13 protein-coding genes are annotated in these 17,659 nt (G+C 37.5%); 11 read left to right on the top strand and 2 right to left on the bottom strand.

Annotated features, from left to right (window positions below; all coding sequences use genetic code 11):
* Window positions 1-39: 39 nt before the first annotated feature.
* The 6 genes from V7077_RS13385 (at window position 40) to V7077_RS13360 (ending at window position 8,597) form a co-directional block, all read left to right on the top strand.
* Window positions 40-1,350: an extracellular solute-binding protein gene (locus V7077_RS13385; RefSeq protein ID WP_335502477.1), complete on the top strand. Its 1,311-nt coding sequence runs from the start codon at window positions 40-42 to the stop codon at window positions 1,348-1,350.
* Window positions 1,351-1,825: 475 nt separating this feature from the next.
* Entirely contained in the window at window positions 1,826-3,124 is a 1,299-nt protein-coding gene (locus tag V7077_RS13380; protein WP_335502475.1) for an extracellular solute-binding protein, read from the top strand.
* Window positions 3,125-3,308: 184 nt separating this feature from the next.
* Complete coding sequence (locus V7077_RS13375; RefSeq protein WP_215044632.1) at window positions 3,309-4,184, top strand: carbohydrate ABC transporter permease; 876 nt, start codon at window positions 3,309-3,311, stop codon at window positions 4,182-4,184.
* A gap of 18 nt (window positions 4,185-4,202) precedes the next feature.
* Entirely contained in the window at window positions 4,203-5,099 is an 897-nt protein-coding gene (locus V7077_RS13370) for a carbohydrate ABC transporter permease (RefSeq protein WP_335502284.1), read from the top strand.
* Window positions 5,100-5,281: 182 nt separating this feature from the next.
* The gene (locus tag V7077_RS13365; RefSeq protein ID WP_335502281.1) at window positions 5,282-6,805 is read left to right on the top strand and encodes a glycoside hydrolase family 43 protein; all 1,524 of its coding nucleotides are present in this window, start codon (window positions 5,282-5,284) and stop codon (window positions 6,803-6,805) included.
* 46 nt (window positions 6,806-6,851) lie between these two features.
* Complete coding sequence (locus V7077_RS13360; protein WP_335502279.1) at window positions 6,852-8,597, top strand: SGNH/GDSL hydrolase family protein; 1,746 nt, start codon at window positions 6,852-6,854, stop codon at window positions 8,595-8,597.
* 176 nt (window positions 8,598-8,773) lie between these two features.
* On the opposite strand, the gene V7077_RS27725 is transcribed toward V7077_RS13360, so the two are convergent.
* Complete coding sequence (locus tag V7077_RS27725; RefSeq protein ID WP_420489649.1) at window positions 8,774-9,373, bottom strand: YesL family protein; 600 nt, start codon at window positions 9,371-9,373, stop codon at window positions 8,774-8,776.
* Between the two features lie 253 nt (window positions 9,374-9,626).
* Between V7077_RS27725 and V7077_RS13355 the strand changes: the two genes are divergently transcribed.
* Window positions 9,627-10,907: a glycoside hydrolase family 27 protein gene (locus V7077_RS13355; RefSeq protein ID WP_335502277.1), complete on the top strand. Its 1,281-nt coding sequence runs from the start codon at window positions 9,627-9,629 to the stop codon at window positions 10,905-10,907.
* Between the two features lie 54 nt (window positions 10,908-10,961).
* Here the strand turns inward: V7077_RS13355 and V7077_RS13350 are convergent, their stop codons facing one another.
* Complete coding sequence (locus V7077_RS13350; protein ID WP_335502275.1) at window positions 10,962-12,101, bottom strand: GntR family transcriptional regulator; 1,140 nt, start codon at window positions 12,099-12,101, stop codon at window positions 10,962-10,964.
* A gap of 597 nt (window positions 12,102-12,698) precedes the next feature.
* Here V7077_RS13350 and V7077_RS13345 point away from each other — a divergent pair.
* The 4 genes from V7077_RS13345 to V7077_RS13330 all read left to right on the top strand — a co-directional run bounded on the left by V7077_RS13345 (window position 12,699) and on the right by V7077_RS13330 (window position 17,630).
* Window positions 12,699-14,057 (top strand): ABC transporter substrate-binding protein, encoded by a 1,359-nt coding sequence (locus V7077_RS13345; RefSeq protein ID WP_335502273.1) that lies wholly within the window; start codon window positions 12,699-12,701, stop codon window positions 14,055-14,057.
* Window positions 14,058-14,200: 143 nt separating this feature from the next.
* On the top strand, window positions 14,201-15,091 hold the full coding sequence (locus V7077_RS13340; RefSeq protein ID WP_335502271.1) for a carbohydrate ABC transporter permease: 891 nt from the start codon (window positions 14,201-14,203) through the stop codon (window positions 15,089-15,091).
* 81 nt (window positions 15,092-15,172) lie between these two features.
* Window positions 15,173-16,015: a carbohydrate ABC transporter permease gene (locus V7077_RS13335; protein WP_335502472.1), complete on the top strand. Its 843-nt coding sequence runs from the start codon at window positions 15,173-15,175 to the stop codon at window positions 16,013-16,015.
* 145 nt (window positions 16,016-16,160) lie between these two features.
* Window positions 16,161-17,630 carry an arabinan endo-1,5-alpha-L-arabinosidase gene (locus V7077_RS13330; protein ID WP_335502269.1) on the top strand — a complete coding sequence of 490 codons (1,470 nt, stop codon included), beginning with the start codon at window positions 16,161-16,163 and terminating at the stop codon, window positions 17,628-17,630.
* Window positions 17,631-17,659: the final 29 nt, after the last annotated feature.

Here is a 17,659-nt window from a genome sequence, read left to right as displayed (position 1 = left end):
AATAGGTCATAGGAGGAATATCCATTGTTTAAAAAGAAAATGATTTCAGTATTGGTATGCTTGGTCTTGATTGCTGCAATAACTGCTGGCTGTTCTTCATCAAGTTCGTCTGGTGATGTAGTGGCTTTGAACGACAGCAAGAAAGTGATTCATTTCATGCATATATGGCCCGAAGGCAGTTCCAATGCTCAGTATTCAATCTTGAAAAATATCATTACTGATTACGAAAGACAACATCCTGATGTAAAAATTGAAACAGAAATTGTTAACTCTGATCAATATAGGGACAAGCTTAAAGTTTTAGCTACAGCGAATGAATTACCAGACATTGGGATGACTTGGTCAGATGGATTTATTAAACCATACGTAAAAGGTGACTTGTTAGAGCCATTAGACGATATTGTTAATGGAGATACAGATCTTAAAGATGCGTTTATTCCTGGTGTTAAAGAATCGTATGCCGTTAATGAAAAGACTTATGGATTACCCTTAGAATTAAACATATCGTATGTTTTTTATAACAAAGAAATATTCAAGAAGTATAATCTTGAAGTACCTAAAACATTTGAAGAGTATAAAAAAGTCGTAAAAACACTAGCGGAAAATGGGGTGATCCCTGCTACTGTAGGTGCAAAGGATGGATGGCCGGCATCCTTCTGGTTTATGTATCTAGCAGATCGTATTGGCGGGCCAACCATTTTAACTGATGTTATTCATGGAAAAGCAAAAATGGATGACCCTGCACTTCTAAAAGCAGCACAAGAAGTTCAAAATTTAGTTAATATGGGCGGTTTTGTAAAAGAGGCAAGCACATTATCATATGAAGATTCCGTAGATTACTTCATGTATGAAAAAGCAGCCATGTTTCTAACTGGACTTTGGCAATTGCCGGCATTCACTACAAGCCCTGATGTACCACAAGAGTTTAAAGATAAAATTGGCTACTTCAAATTCCCGCTGTACGAAGGCGGCAAAGGGACCGATATTAACAGCTATGTAGGAGGACCCGGTGTAGGGTTATTCGTAGCGAAAGATTCAAAGGTTAAAAAAGAAGCAAAAGATTTTGTTGGATTTTTAGTAAAAGAATGGGGCAAAAAATCAGTTACGGATGCAGGTATCATCCCAGCAACAAAAGTGGACACATCCAATATGAAACTTTCACCAATGTACATGGATATTTTAAAGGATTTGAACGAAGCATCCAATGTTACTACTTATTTCGATACTCAATCCAGCCCTGCTGTATCCGAATTACACCACGATTTACTTACGGCTTTATTCGGAAAACAAGTAACCCCAAAAGATTTTATTAAACAACAAGCAGACGCATTAGCTGAAGAACAAAAATAAAAAAGTTTTATTCATTTGTGTATTACAGGCTCTCAGTTATTTTTGCTGGGAGTTTTTTGTGTACACGGTTATAATGTCCAGCTCCAGCGCCTAGGGGCTCGGGCGCATAGGCCAATCCGTCAAGAAGGCTAAAAAACAGCCTTCTCGCCGGCTCTTCTTATGCCTGTCTCCCCTGTTCAAGGTCTGCTTTCCCTATTGTCTAGCTCCAGCGCCTAGCCCCTCGAGGTCACAAGCCAAGCCGGCCAAAAGGTTAAAAAACAACCTTTCGGCCGGCCTGTCTTGTGCTTGTCGGGGCTGATCAAGGCGCTTCTGCTTTTCTTGTGAAAGGGCTTTCTAAAAAAAGTGGTATTTTTCCTAATCGTTGTGACCTATTTTCAAAACTATCAGAATGATATTCTATAAATGTAAACAAACACACAATAAAAGGTCATAGGGGGAATAACAATTGTTTAAAAAGAAAACGATTTCAGTCTTGATGTCCTTGGTAATGCTTGCTGCCTTAGCACTTGCTGGCTGTTCTTCATCAAGCTCATCTAGTAAAGAAAGCGCTTCGAGCAGTGGCAAGAAAGTAATTAAATTTATGCATTTATGGCCGGAAGGCAGTTCAAATGCACAGTTTTCAATCGTAAAAAATATCATTGCTGATTATGAAAAACAGCATAAAGATGTAAAAATTGAAACAGAGATTCTAAGCCCTGATCAATACAGAGACAAGCTTAAAGTTTTAGCATCATCCAATGAATTACCAGACATTGGGATGACATGGTCAGATGGATTCATTCAGCCTTATGTACAAGGTGACATGTTAGAACCATTAGACGATATCGTTAATGGAGATCCAGCTCTTAAGGATGCTTTTATCCCTGGTGTAAAAGAATCATATGCGGTTAATGGTAAAACTTATGGTTTACCATTAGAATTAAACATTTCATATGTTTTCTACAACAAAGAAATTTTCAAGAAATATAACCTTGAAGTTCCTAAGACTTTTGAAGAATATAAAAATGTTGTTAAAACATTAGCAAAAAATGGAGTTACTCCTGCGACTGTAGGCGCTAAAGATGGCTGGCCAGCATCCTTCTGGTTTATGTATCTAGCAGATCGTATCGGTGGACCTAAGATTTTAACAGATGTAATTCATGGAAAAGCAAAAATGACAGACCCTGCTGTTGTAAAAGCAGCGCAAGAAGTTCAAAACTTAGTAGATATGGGTGGCTTTGAAAAAGGTGCCAGCGCTTTATCTAATGAAGATGCAAAAGGTTACTTTATGAATGAAAAAGCAGCGATGTTCTTAACCGCTACTTGGGAGTTGCCAAACTATACAACAAGCCCTGATGTTAAACAAGAGTTTAAAGATAAGATTGGCTACTTTAAATTCCCAACTTATGAAGGCGGTAAAGGTACAGACATTAACAGTTATGTAGGCGGCCCTGGCGTTGGTTTATTCGTAGCGAAAGATTCTAAAGTGAAGAAAGAAGCCAAAGATTTTGTTGGATTCTTAGTGAAAGAATGGGGTAAAAAATCAGTTACTGATGCTGGTGTTATTCCTGCAACAAAAGTAGACACATCTAGTTTGAAACTTTCTCCAATGTACATTGATATCTTGAAGGATTTGAGTGAAGCATCAAACGTTACGACTTATTTTGATACTCAATCCAGCCCGGCTGTATCCGAATTACACCATGATTTAATGACAGCTCTATTCGGAAAACAAATTACGCCGAAAGACTTTGCTAAACAACAGGCAGATGCTCTTGCTAAAGAACAAAAGTAATTAAGCGTAATTCATTCACTTAAAGATAGAGGGCATACAAACTATGCCCTCTATCTAATTTAGACTATTCAGCTTCAGCGCTTAGGAGCGACAGGCTTAATTCAATCCTTCAAGGAGGCTCGAATTAAGCCTGTCGCCCCTACCCAAGGCGCTTACGTTTTTAATTAGAAGGGAGTATAGAAAAATGAAAAACGTAATGTCAAACAAGTTAGCCATAAGCCTCTACGTACTTCCTGCCTTACTACTTATTCTTATATTGATTTATATCCCAATCGTTCAAACAGGTTATTATGGTTTAATGGACTGGAACGGCATCGGGAAGATGAAGTTTATAGGTTTAGAGAACTACAAAAATCTAATTCATGACAAAATGTTTTGGCAAAGTACATGGCATTCCTTATTACTCGGTATTTTCTCCACAATCAGCTTGATTGGTTACTTGATTTTATCGTTAATTTTAGCGAGTAAGATTAAGGGAGCTAACTTTTTAAGGAAAATTTACTTAATCCCCATGTTGTTATCTTCTGTTGCCATAGCACAGTTATGGGCGAAGATATTTGACCCATCTAACGGAATGATCAACAGATTGTTAATGACATTTGGTGTTGAAAATCCACCTCTTTGGTTGGCAGATTCAAACATCGTATTATATGCCCTTTTTATCCCAATTGTTTGGCAATATGCTGGTTTTTATATCATTATTTTCTATGCGGCATTAAAGAATGTTCCTGAAGAACTGATTGAAGCTGCGAAAATTGATGGAGCCACAGCTTTTCAAATCGCTTATAAGATTAAAGTTCCTCTAATCGCAGGAGTCATCAAGGTAATGGTCATATTAGCCATCGTTGGTTCATTAAAGTATTTTGATTTAATTTTCGTCTTGACTGGCGGCGGCCCTAACCATGCGAGTGAGGTTATGGCATCCTATATGTATACAGAAGCATTCACAAAATATAATTTTGGTTATGGAAGTGCTATTGGGTTCGGTTTACTTGTTATCTGTATGCTGATGACCTGGTTAATTCAAAAACTACTATCTACTAAAGATGTAGATTATTAAAGAAGGGGAGTGAATAAGATGAGCAAAGTTGCATATGAAAAACAAACACATTCGACCCTATCCGCTTCATATAAAACTAGTAATACATTTGGGAAAAAAATTGGCTACGGAATTCTCTATTTTATTCTAGGAATCATTGCTATTATCCAGATTTACCCACTTATATGGTTATTCCTTTTTTCCTTAAAAACTAATCAAGAGGTCTTTGGTATGTCCCCATTCTCATTGCCTCAACATCCACAATGGGGCAACTATCTGAAGGCTTGGACTGCTGGGCATATTGATGCTTACTTTTTAAATAGTGTGATTTACACTGTTATAGCGGTTGTTCTAACTGTTATTCTAGCTAGCTTTGTGACATTTGCGATTACAAGAATGCAATGGAAACTTAGCGGGTTAGTTCTAGGGTTGTTTATGGCGGGATATATGATTCCACTTCACTCAACATTGATTCCGTTATTTAATACCTTTAAATCAGTCCATTTAATCGATAATCCTATTTCAGTCATATTATCGTATGTAGCTTTCAACTTACCCATCACGATCATGATTTTAAGCGGGTTTTACAAATCTCTTCCAAGAGAGGTAGAAGAAGCGGCAGTAATTGATGGCTGTTCCATTCATCGTATCTTTTTTCAAATTACACTGCCAATGACTGTACCAGTACTTTCAACAACGGTGATCATTAACATGATATACAACTGGAATGAATTCGTGTTCGTTAATACGTTCTTAAGTTCTGATAAATGGAAAACCATCACAGTTGGGGTTAATAACTTTGTCGGACAGTATTTAACAGATTGGGGCGCGATTGGTGCGACTTTAATGATTAGTATTATTCCAGTATTAATTGCTTTCTTCGTTCTTAGTGATCGAATTGTGGAAGGTATTGCAGCTGGATCTGTAAAAGGATAAATAAAAATATTCTAGAGTACTAGAATTATCATAATTTCATTAAGATATAAAAAGGAAGCTGATTGAATACAAGAATCAGCTTTTTTTTTACAGAAAGTAGGTATAAATATAAAACTTAGTCTAATCAATATATGAACCTGATAGGCAAGGAAGTAGTGATAAAAAGGTGGGATTATAGAATTATGAGTAAAACTAATTTAACCAATCCCATTATATGGGCAGATGTCCCGGATCCTGATGTGATAAGAGTCGGGACAGTTTATTATATGATAAGTACGAGCATGCATACCATGCCAGGATGCCCTATCATGAAGTCAGAGAATTTGGCAGATTGGGACATTATCGGATATGTATTTGACATTTTGGAAGACAATGATGCTCACAATTTGAAGGATGGAAAAGGAATTTACGGAAAAGGTTCGTGGGCTGCAAGTTTACGATATCATCATGAAACGTTCTATGTTTGTTTTTCAAGTAACGATATGAATCGATTTTATATTTATCAAACGAATGATATAGAGGGTGGACAATGGACTCGTTCATCTTTTGAAGGGGTTTACCATGATCCCGCACTACTTTTTGATGAAAATAGGGTGTTTGTGATTTATGGCAATGGTGACATTCGTATTACAGAATTGGCAGAAGACGCAACTGCAATAAAACCGGGAGGCATAAATCAATCATTGCTCGTAACCGATAATGAAGATATTGGTTTACGATGCGAAGGATGCCATGCGTATAAGATAGACGGGCAATATTATTTATTATTTATCGAATGGCCAAAAGTCGGAAATATGCGCAGAAGGCAAATATGTTATCGCTCAAGCCATCTTTTGGGTCAGTATGAGCGTAAAGTGATTTTTGATGATGACATGGATTATCATAATCATGGAATTGCACAAGGGGCTATTTTTGATACACCAGAACGTGAGTGGTTTGCCATGTTGTTTCAAGATCATGATGCCGTTGGCAGAATCCCCTATATACTGCCTGTCACTTGGAAGGATGGATGGCCCCTGATGGGGATTGACGGTAAGGCACCAAGAGAATTGGAAATAAACTTGCCTGCTTCTTCCAAAAAGCCGTTAGTAATTAACGATGAGTTTGACTATACAGAAAATAAATTGGCCTTGAATTGGCAGTGGAATCATAATCCGGATCATAATCTATGGTCATTCACGAAACGACCAGGCTATCTGCGCTTGGAAACCGGCCATTTAACTAACAGTATTTTGTATGCACGTAATACATTAACACAAAGAACGGAAGGACCTGGCTGTACAGGAATCACGATGATGGATATTTCCAATATGAAGCCTGGTGACTTTGCAGGATTGGTTGCTCTCCAGAATTGCTTTGGGACTGTGGGGATGAAGGCGGAAGTGAACGGAGATAAATTCGTCACAATGTGTGTAAATCGAGGTGATGGCCATGAGGAAGTAGTTGAAAAGACACCGTTTTATAGCAATCAGATTTATTTAAAAGTCGAGTTGAATTTTGAGGATAGTGTGGATCTAGCCGAGTTTTTCTATTCTGAAGACGGAGAAAACTGGAGTAAAATTGGCGGCCCATTAAACATGAAGTATACATTAGATCATTTCATGGGTTACCGGATTGGCTTATTTAATTATGCTACTGCGCAAATCGGAGGATATGTAGATATAGCTTATTTCCATTATCAAAGAGGCTCATTGAACGGACTGTAGGGTTCTAGCATAAAAAAATAGATGATATATAGGAGAGAAAGGAACAGTGACTGATAAAAGAAAATTTTTAAAAGATGATAAAAGAGCAGGAGCTTTCAAGGCACCAAAAGATCAAGTGGTAAAACGGGATAGCTTTTTCGTTATGTTTGAGAGTGTGATTGAGGCAACTCCCCGTAATCAAGGCAAGCCCTCACAGGAAATCTATTTAGAAGGAGAACAATTGAAAAGTATCGCAAGACTTGTTGGCGGCGTGAAAGATGAGGAAATATTGACTCTCCTTAAAGATTGCAAGGGATTTCATAAGCTGGTTCACAGTATAGGGGTAGTAATAAAAACAGGAAATGAAAATGCAGGAAAAATCTATTTTGTATTACAGAACTATGGAAAAGGGAAAAATTATGATACTGGATCACTACTAAGAATGCCATGTCCAACAGATGGAACCGAGATAATTATAGACCTTGAGGAATACCAATGGTCCCAAGATGATGATGTTCTAGGTAAATTTGCTTTTGAATTTGAACATCCAGGTGAACTAGCAACAGCAAGCGTTAAATTCTATCTGCATGATGCCTATAAGGTACCTTGGATACCGTTAGAACCGCCGGTCGCATTCGGCTCAAAAGGATACCAGTCCATGATTAGAAAATCCCTTTTAAGCAAAGGAAACAATAAAAGGTTAAAAGCTGCAATTGAAAAGGCAGAAAGAGGCGAAGATGTTACTATCGCCTATATAGGGGGTTCCATTACTCAAGGTGCTGGAGCAAAACCAATCCATTCTCATTGTTATGCCTATCAATCATACTTGAAATTTAGAGAAATGTCTGGAAAAGATGAGGGAAAGAATGTCCATTTCGTGAAGGCCGGAGTAGGAGGTACACCATCTGAGCTCGGCATGATTCGCTATGAACGGGATATTTTAAGGAATGGAAAAGTAGAGCCGGATATCGTAATTGTTGAGTTTGCGGTAAATGATGCAGGAGACGAAACAAAGGGAATTTGTTATGAGAGCCTATGTTTAAAAATACTTTCTTCGGAAAACAAACCAGCTGTTATTTTATTATTCAGTGTGTTTGTAGATGACTGGAATCTGCAGGATAGGCTTTCTCCCGTAGGAAAGCACTATGATCTCCCAATGGTAAGTGTAAAGGATGCAGTGGTAGAGCAGTTTAGACTTACAAAGGAACAGGGAAACATCATAACCAAGCGGCAATTTTTTTACGATATCTATCATCCAACAAATGACGGTCATACTATAATGGCAGATTGCCTTTCTTATCTATTTTCTGAAACGAAGAAATCCTTTAGAGATAGAGATGATGTAAAAATAGATATATCGCCGGTTATTGGTAATTGTTTTAAGGATGTTCAGTTACTTGATAGGAAAGAGAATCCAATAGATGCAAGGATAAAGGTGGGCAGTTTTTGGGAAACAGATGAAGATTTGCAGATGGTAGAGATGGATGCTAACACTTTCGTTACTCCTCAATTTCCAAATAACTGGATGAATTCAACTTCAACGGAAAATGAAAGTTTCAAAATGACGCTAAATAGTAGAAGCCTCATTCTTGTTTATAAGGATTCAGGAAGCAGTGAGTTTGGAACAGCTGATATTTATGTAGATGGTCAGCATATAAAAACTGCTGACCCTCATGAAGTTAACTGGACTCATTGCAATGCTGTAATCTTGTATCATGAGGATGTCTGCGGGGAACACCAGGTAGAAATCAAGATGGCTTCAAATAATGAAGAAAAATGTTTTACCATTTTGGGATTCGGGTATACTTTATAATTTTTTATTCCTGCACGGTGTTTTTATGACCAAGCATTATATGGATCTAAATTAACAATATCAGGTGTGCCCATTGGGACCGTGGAAGAATTGCACATTAATTAGGAGCGCCCAGCCACTAGTTTACATTACTAGTGGCTGGGCGCTTAATTTTTTGCGACTTGTCCATACAAGTTTCAGGAAGGATTAGCACGTTGAATTTTAATAAATACCCGATTACATAAAAAGTAAATACTATAGGCACCGAGACTAAAAATAAATAAAAAGGTAATTGGCCATGTAAATAGAATAAGCGCCAATAATCCAATATAAAGGATGGCTGCTAGTGTAGTTACTAGATACCTAATGGAAAAAAATAAAGAATTTTTAATTGCATTCAACCAACTCAAATTAAAATTAGCGATAGCAGGAAAGATAAAAATTGAAGTAAATAGAAGCAAGATACCCATTATTGATAGGATTGGTAACAAAATATACTGAAAAGATCCTAGATTTTTCATTAAGAGAAAATCAACAAAAAACAAACCACTAAATGCGAGCCAGATCAATCCCAAACCGAAACTTTGTTTGAAATTTTCCTTAAAGTAATGAATAAATGGCCGAAAAACACTATAGTCCTTATGCAAAATCCATTGTCTGGTAACACAATACATAGCAACCGTAGCAGGAAAAATAGTAATTACAGGTAAACAAAGTAACAACCATAGAAAATTCAACTGAAAAAACGCTGTAACTACTTCAAGGATACGGAAGAATTTACCGTCATATCGCAACATTAGTTTCACCAAAATCCTTTCATTTTTTAGAGTACCATAGAAATAGAAATAGAAATAGAAATAGAAATAGAAATAGCATAGCTATATTTATAAAAGAAGTGATATTCAATTGGCTTTCTTAACAGACCATTATCGAATTTGGTTTTAATATAAATCTTCCTTTCTATTATTTAATTTTATATGAAAACATGTTAATGTGGAAGTGGACCGTACAACTTTTTTGAAAATCTAATAGAAGAAGGGGACTTGTATAATGAAACACCATACATTTGCAACAACTCCACCATTAGGCTGGAATAGCTGGGATTGCTATGGAGCAGCTGTTAGAGAAGAAGAAGTTAAAGGGAATGCTGCTTATATGGCAGAGCATTTGAAATCATATGGCTGGGAGTATGTAGTTGTAGATATCCAATGGTATGAACCCGGTGCGCATTCCTCTGTTTATCGTCCGTTTGTACCACTTGAAATGGATCAACACTCAAGGCTAATACCGGCTGTCAACCGCTTTCCTTCTGCCGTTGATGGCAATGGATTTAAGAATCTTGCTGAATATGTCCATAATCTCGGGCTAAAATTTGGCATTCACATTATGCGTGGAATCCCACGCCAAGCTGTCCATGCGAATACCCCAATATTAGGGACAAAGGCAAGAGCAAGAGATATCGCTCATCCTAATTCAATTTGTCCATGGAATACTGATATGTACGGGGTAGACGCATCCAAACAGGGAGCCCAGGAATATTATGATTCCTTGTTTCAAATGTACGCCGAATGGGGTGTAGATTTTGTCAAAGTGGATGATATTGCAGCATCAAGGCTGTACGATACACACTTAGATGAAATTAAACTGATTCGCCGCGCAATCGATCATTGTGGGAGAGATATGGTGCTCAGCCTTTCCCCCGGTCCAGCTCCATTAGAATATGCCCGGGAACTAATAGCCAACGCCAACATGTGGAGGATGACCGATGATTTTTGGGATCATTGGAGTTTGTTATACGGTATGTTTGAACGGTGTGAAAAATGGATTGTACATTCAGGAAGTGGGCATTGGCCGGATTGTGATATGCTTCCTTTAGGCCATATTGGAATCCGTTCTGTTGATGGAGGCGGTGCAGACCGTTGGACCCGATTCACAAAAGATGAGCAAATAACGATGATGACACTTTGGTCGATTTGTCGTTCCTCGCTTATGTTTGGCGGTGAACTTCGAGATAATGATGAGTGGACACTATCTTTGCTGACAAATAAAGAAGTACTCGAGTTAAATCAACATAGTCATAGCAATCGCCTTGTCTACCGTAAGGGTGACAAAATGGTCTGGAAGGCAAAAGATCAGGATCAGCATACGTATGCTGCTTTGTTTAATGCTACAGATGAAACGGCAGACGTTGAAGTCTCTTTCGAGCAGTTGGGACTGCCGTCTAAAGTAAGAGCAAGGGATTTGTGGGAGCAAAAAGAGCTTGGAGAAATGACGGATAGAATAAAGCAGACAATTCCTCCCCATGGTTCCGTTCTAATTAAGCTAATTTAAAACAAGCAGGGAGTCCCCGAAAGTTTAGGGACTCCCTGCTTGTTCTATTAGCTGTTAGGTTATCGATAAGTTTTTATCCAATGCTGCCGTTGAGTTCCGGATCATAAGTTCCGGTTCATAGACCGTTGAATGGGGAGTGCTGCCTTTTTTTTCAACAGCAGAAACAATCCATTTAGCTGCTTCAATCCCCATATCCATTTTTGGATGTGTAACCGAAGTTAGTTTTACGTCTGTTGCCTCAGCTAAAGAGGAATCGTCATAGCCGACAATTGAAACATCTTCAGGAACATTTAAGCCAAGACCTCTTAACATAAAGAGTACCTGCAATGCTAACTGGTCATTATAACAAACAATAGCAGTTGGCTTCTTGTCTGTCATAAAAAACTTCTGTAATTGCTCCACTAAATTACTATCCCGTTCTTCTGTTGTATAAGTAATCACCATATCCGGAAAAAACGGGAGGTTATGCTCTCTAAAGGCACGGATAAACCCCTGCATTCGATTGACTCCCTGCAAGTCATCGGTTTTGAATAGGCCAATTATTTTCTCGTGACCAAGACTGATTAAGTGTTCAGTGGCAATAAACCCCCCGTGTTCATCATTCATAATAATATGTGGAGGCATAAGCTGAGAGTAAAACTGGTTAATCATCAGATAGGGAATATTATTTTGCTCAAGTTCTAAGTAGTAATTAATGTTTGGGTTGTAATTACTGCTTTTAGTAGGTTCGACAATGAGACCATCAATATTCCTGCTTAACATCGTTTGCAAACACTGTTTTTCTTTTTCCACATCGTTATCTGTACATGCAAACGTTAGCGAGTAACCTTGTGCAGTTAAATAAGATTCAATTCCTTTGATAATCGAAGGGAAAATATAATCAGAGATATAGGTAGTAATAACGCCAATATTCTTTCCATTTGTAGTTAAACTTTGAATCGGAGAATGAGTTTCAGGTCCAACACTTTTTTGCAGCATTTTATTAGAACAAAATGTACCTGCTCCTTGTTCACGATAAAGCCAGCCTTCATGAACTAAATCCCCAACGGCTTGACGCACCGTATGTCTGCTTACCCCAAACATTTTAACCAGTTCATTTTCGGAATAAATCTTTTCACCGGGCTGAACTGTCCCGCTTGTGATCCATTCCGTTATTTTTTCCTTTACCATATTATATTTGGTCTTCTGAGCCATTGGTATCACCTCTTTCAACTTGTATGAAAGTTTTTCAACTTATACGTACAACAAATATATATTATTATCGTAACAAAAAAAAGTAAAAATGACTATGAAATAATTTAATTAAATCCTTTATAGAATAAAAATTGAAAAATAAATAAACTTAAAAAATGTATAAATCAACTGTAAAAGGGAATAGGAAGGTTAAAATGTCAGCAAACGTACTGAATGACCAAAGAAAATAATCATATACGAAAGCCATAACTTATGACCAAATTAACACGTACGTACAAAAATAAAATTTATATAAAAGTGGTTGACATGTACGAACAGGTATATTACTATTTGAAATATAAGGAATACGCTTTCAAACTTCTACAAAAATCGAGACAAAAATCTTCTAAAATACCATACTAAGACAGATCATTCCTGTGAAATGAGGCTTTTTAGGAGGGATTCAAATCTAATCACTTTTACATGTCCGTACATCTTGGTTAAAGAGTTAACTAGTTTACTAACATTAACACTTTAATTGTATTGAAAAGTGATTACGCTTCCAATGGTTTTAATTTTTACACAATTCATAAAAACAATTTTATTGGAGGGATTTACTTGTTTAAAGCATCTAAAAAAATCAGCGCATTGTTACTGCTTGCGATTTTAGTAGTTGGCTCAATCCTTGCAGGTTGTGGGAATCAAGCTAGTAGTGGTAAAGAAGGCGGTAAAACGCAGCTTACTTTTATGTTCCGCGGTCAGCCTAAAGAGCTAGAAGCTTATAAGAATACCGTTAAAAAATATGAAGAGTCTCATCCTAATGTAAAGGTTACAGTTGTATCTGTTGCTCCTGACCAATACGATACAAAGCTAAAAGCTGCAATTGCAGGACATAAAATTCCGGACGTTTTCTTCTATAACCCAGCCCAAGTTAAAGCATATGTAAACTCTGGTATCTTACTAGATATGACAAAGTATGTTGAAGGTTCAAAAGATGTTAAGTTGAGTGATATGTGGGAGAAAGGTGTAAACAAATACCGTTACGATGGTAAAGAACTTGGTCAAGGTGCAATTTACGGTTTACCAAAAGATATCAGTGGATTTGCACTAGGCTATAATAAAACAATGTTTGAAAAAGCAGGGGTTCCACTACCTGACAAAGATAAGCCGTATACATTAGATGAATTCATCAATGTTGCAAAACAATTAACCAAAGATACAAATGGTGACGGTAAAATTGATCAATTCGGTACAGGATTCAACGTACAATGGTCATTACAGCCAATCGTATGGAGTAATGGTGCTGATTTTATCGACAAAACACATACAAAGGTCACTATCGATGATCCTAAATTTGTTGAAGCATTACAATGGTTTGCTGATCAGCAAAACAAATACAAAGTTACTCCATCTATCTCGGAAGCACAAACTCTTGACACATACCAAAGATGGATGAAAGGTCAATTAGCATTCTTCCCTGTTGGTCCTTGGGATATGGCAACATATGCTTCACTACCATTTGATTATGATTTAATTCCATGGCCAGCTGGTTCAACTGGAAAAACAGCTGCATGGATCGGTTCCCTTGGTATTGGTGTAGGAGCTACTACTAAGAACCCTAAAGCAGCTGCTGAATTAGCGACCTATCTATCAGCTGACCAAGAAGGACAAAAAGCACTAGTTGATGCTCAAATCCAGCTTCCAAACAGCGTGAAAGTTGCTGAAGAGTGGGCAGCAAATACTTCTATTAAACCAGCAAACAAGCAAGAATTCTTAGATATTATTAATGATTATGGCCGCAGCTTCCCAGGTGAGTTCACTTATACTAGTGAGTGGTATGATGAATTCTTCAAAAACATTCAACCTGTACTTGATGGCAAGAAAACAGCTGCTCAGTATGTAAAAGAAGAACAGCCAAAAATGCAAAAACTTTTAGATGCAGCCATTCAACAAGAAAAACAATCTGCAAAGAAATAATATCGTTTTGACATAGTGTAAATGGTGCTAGTTTAAGAAAGTTTTGCTAGCGCCATTTATTCCTTTTATCTAACTTTTTTAGAGATAAGAAATTTAGAGAAAGGGAAATGTACTTGAAAAATCCATTGAAAGGGTGGGGGAAGATGAAAACAACATCCAAGCTGTATCGCACGGAACAAAGATACGCCTATTTATTTATCGCGGCACCGGTTTTAGGATTCCTCATATTTGCCATGGTTCCTTTATTGTATTCGATTTACGGCGCATTTACAGATTGGAACGGTTTAGGACAGATGAATTTTATTGGCCTAGAAAACTTTAAGAATTTATTTCATGACGAATATTTCTATAAGACTATGTATAATACCATCTTCATGATGCTGGGAATTCCAATTGGTATCGTATTAGCACTATTACTTGCTTTAGCATTGAATAGAGGGATCCCTGGAACAAATACCTTCCGGGTCCTTTACTATATCCCGGTTATTTCTTCCCTTGCTGCAATCTCGATTTTATGGCAATGGGCTTACAATGGCGATTATGGTTTAGTTAACCAATTTTTAGATCTATTTGGCATAAAGGGTCCAAACTGGCTGCAAAATACAAACACAGTAAAACCAGCCTTAATTATTATGGCAGTATGGAAGGGCTTGGGCTATACGATGTTATTATATTTAGCGGCATTACAAAGTGTCCCTAAGTCCTTTTACGAGGCGGCTAAGTTAGATGGCGCAAATGCTTTTAAATCTTTCTGGTACATCACTTTGCCAATGGTTAAACCAGTAACCTTCTTTATTATTGTGACAAATATTATTGGCGGTGCGCAGATTTTTACTGAAATTAACGTTATGACACCAACTGGCGGACCTGAATTTAGCTCCGCATCCGTTGTATTCTACATCTGGCAGAAAGCATTTGGTAACTTCCAATTAGGTTATGCATCGGCAATGGCCTTGGTACTGGGACTGTTCATCTTTATTGTTACCTTAATCCAGTTTAAGATCAACGAGAAAAATTCTTTTGATTTGGATTAAAATCGGTGAATAAGAGAGTAATAGAAAGGGGCTATAAAAATGGAAGTTGCAATTGCAAAAAAGACAGTTAAAGCAGAACCAATGTCTGAAAAAAAGAAAAATAGAATTACCAATATTTTTGTTTTTATTCTACTTAGTATAGGAGCAATCTTCATGATCGCTCCATTATTGTGGATGTTTTCCACATCCCTTAAATCAAAAGAAGATGTCTTTTCCTTACCACCAGTGTGGATTCCCGATACTATTTCTTTTAGCAAGTACGCCGAAATTTGGGATATGGGGCCGCTTTTATCTGGTATCGGTAATAGTTTGATAGTTGCGGTAACTGTCACAGTAATCGGAACATTCACATCCAGCTTAGCAGCGTTTGCCTTTTCGAAACTGCAATTTGCTGGAAAGAATAAAATTTTTATTGCACTTTTTGCTTCCGTCATGATTCCGTATCCTGTTGTTATGATCCCGCAATTCATTATGTTTTCAAATATTGGCTGGATCGATAGTTTATTACCTTTAATTATACCTGGATTGTTTGGTAATATTTTCATGATTTTCTTTTTACGTCAATTCTTAACCAGCATTCCAAACTCAATCATTGAAGCAGCAAAAATTGATGGATGCTCTTATTTCCAAATCTTTTATAAGATTATCTTTCCGTTAATCAAACCAGCGGTGGCTGCGCAGTTAATTCTGTGGTTTATGGGAATTTGGAATGATTATTTAGGCCCTATTCTTTATTTGAACTCACCAGAAAAACAAACATTGCAGTTAGTTATAGCAAACTTTAACGCCTCATACGCAATTCAAAGTGACTACCCGCTGATTATGGCAGCTTCCATGGTGGCATTATTGCCAATGTTAATTGTATTCATTATTTTCCAAAAGCAAATCATCGAATCGATTGCTATTTCTGGTGTAAAAGGCTGATTCAACTTAAGTCTGCTCGTGCATTTTTGCTTAATAATGATATTTAATAGAAAAAAGTAAGGCACTTATTCTCAATGGTTTTGATAAGTGCCTTTTCTTATATCGAAAAAACCTTAAATCGTTTCTTGTATTGGGAGAATGAAAAATGAAAATGAAAACAAAGGTCAGCCTGATTGGTGCACTGCTAGTTATTCTAATCATCCCAGCCGTCATCCTAGGCTTGCAGCATTATCAACCAAAGAAAACTGATTTTACAGGAATAAAGCTGCCTTTAGCACCTGCAAAATCTGCTCTTAAAAATGTTAATACAGATGTACTTTATGATGAAAAGAAGTGGACGACTAATTTCACTCATGATGGGGCGATTATAAAAGCGGATGGCTGGTATTATGTGTTTTCTACCGATTATATGGTAGGAGCACCGCCCACTCCGGGGATACAGATCCGAAAATCAAAGGATTTAATTCATTGGCAGTTTGTTGGGCGTGTATTTGAACAAGTTTCCCGAGAGGCATGGAATTGGACGCATGGAACCACATTTTGGGCGCCAAATGCGATTCAAATGAATGGAAAATACTTTTTATATTATTCGGTTTCTGAGGTAGGGAAAAGAAATTCCTATATTGGTTTAGCGACAAGTGACAAAATTGAGGGGCCATGGAAAGATGAAGGAGCTGTCTTTAAATCCCAAGAAGGTGACGGGAATACGGTTAATGCAATTGACCCCGATATAACGATTGATAAAAATGGTCAGCCATGGATGGTATATGGCTCCTATTTTGGCGGCATTTTTGTTACAAAGGTGGATAAAACCACAGGAAAATTAGTCAATCCAAATAATCAAGGGACACTGCTAGCCCAAAGAAAAGACATGAACTTCGGAATTGAAGGTCCGGAGATTATCTACAACAAAAAAACAGGTTATTATTATTTAACCGTTTCATACGACTGGCTGGAAGATACGTATAACGTAAGAGTAGCACGGTCTAAGGAGATCACAGGACCATTCTTAGACTATAACCATAAGGATATGGTAGATCCAAGCGACGACTCTTTTAATACTGGTAATAAAATTGTCGGCCCCTATTCGTTTGGAAAAGACCCAGGCTGGCTGGGGACAGGACATAATGGTTTACTGCAGGATGGAGAAAATTACTATTTAATTCACAACGCCAGAGCCGGAGAGGATAAATATTGGTCGCATTTACATGTAAGAAAAATAGTCTGGACTGATGACGGCTGGCCGGTAGTTTCACCTGAGCGATATGCAGGTGAAACAGAGCAAAAGGTAACGGAGTCCAATCTAATTGGGGATTGGCAGCAGATTGTCCTGAATCGCTTTGATGATACAAAGCAAGCTTCTACAAAACTTCAACTACTCGCTAATGGTGAAATAAAAGGGAGCAAAGGGAGAAGTCATTGGAAATTAACCGGGAAGAATACCTTAAAACTTTCTCTTTATGATCCAGAGGTTGCTCCTAAGAACTATTGGAATTTTACTGTAAATGTCCTTCCGGCTTGGGATTGGGAGAACTGGAACGGTACATTGGTTTTCACTGGTATGAATCAAGAGGGGACCGTTATTTGGGGGAAGAAAATAATTAAAAATGATTAGTATCAGATTTAAAAGGAAATGGGGAGAAG

Origin of the sequence: Neobacillus vireti (assembly GCF_036962465.1) — a bacterium.
GTDB classification, from domain to species: domain Bacteria; phylum Bacillota; class Bacilli; order Bacillales; family Cytobacillaceae; genus Neobacillus; species Neobacillus vireti_B.
This window is presented reverse-complemented; position numbering and strand designations above follow the sequence as displayed.

What these genes read in the sequence shown, in the direction of transcription:
- V7077_RS13385 (WP_335502477.1), top strand. Translation starts at nt 40, where the DNA reads ATGATTTCAGTATTGGTATGCTTGGTCTTGATTGCTGCAATAACTGCT.
- V7077_RS13380 (WP_335502475.1), top strand. Translation starts at nt 1,826, where the DNA reads ATGTCCTTGGTAATGCTTGCTGCCTTAGCACTTGCTGGCTGTTCTTCA.
- V7077_RS13375 (WP_215044632.1), top strand. Translation starts at nt 3,309, where the DNA reads ATGAAAAACGTAATGTCAAACAAGTTAGCCATAAGCCTCTACGTACTT.
- V7077_RS13370 (WP_335502284.1), top strand. Translation starts at nt 4,203, where the DNA reads ATGAGCAAAGTTGCATATGAAAAACAAACACATTCGACCCTATCCGCT.
- V7077_RS13365 (WP_335502281.1), top strand. Translation starts at nt 5,282, where the DNA reads ATGAGTAAAACTAATTTAACCAATCCCATTATATGGGCAGATGTCCCG.
- V7077_RS27725 (WP_420489649.1), bottom strand. Translation starts at nt 9,373, where the DNA reads ATGTTGCGATATGACGGTAAATTCTTCCGTATCCTTGAAGTAGTTACA.
- V7077_RS13355 (WP_335502277.1), top strand. Translation starts at nt 9,627, where the DNA reads ATGAAACACCATACATTTGCAACAACTCCACCATTAGGCTGGAATAGC.
- V7077_RS13350 (WP_335502275.1), bottom strand. Translation starts at nt 12,101, where the DNA reads ATGGCTCAGAAGACCAAATATAATATGGTAAAGGAAAAAATAACGGAA.
- V7077_RS13340 (WP_335502271.1), top strand. Translation starts at nt 14,201, where the DNA reads ATGAAAACAACATCCAAGCTGTATCGCACGGAACAAAGATACGCCTAT.
- V7077_RS13335 (WP_335502472.1), top strand. Translation starts at nt 15,173, where the DNA reads ATGTCTGAAAAAAAGAAAAATAGAATTACCAATATTTTTGTTTTTATT.
- V7077_RS13330 (WP_335502269.1), top strand. Translation starts at nt 16,161, where the DNA reads ATGAAAATGAAAACAAAGGTCAGCCTGATTGGTGCACTGCTAGTTATT.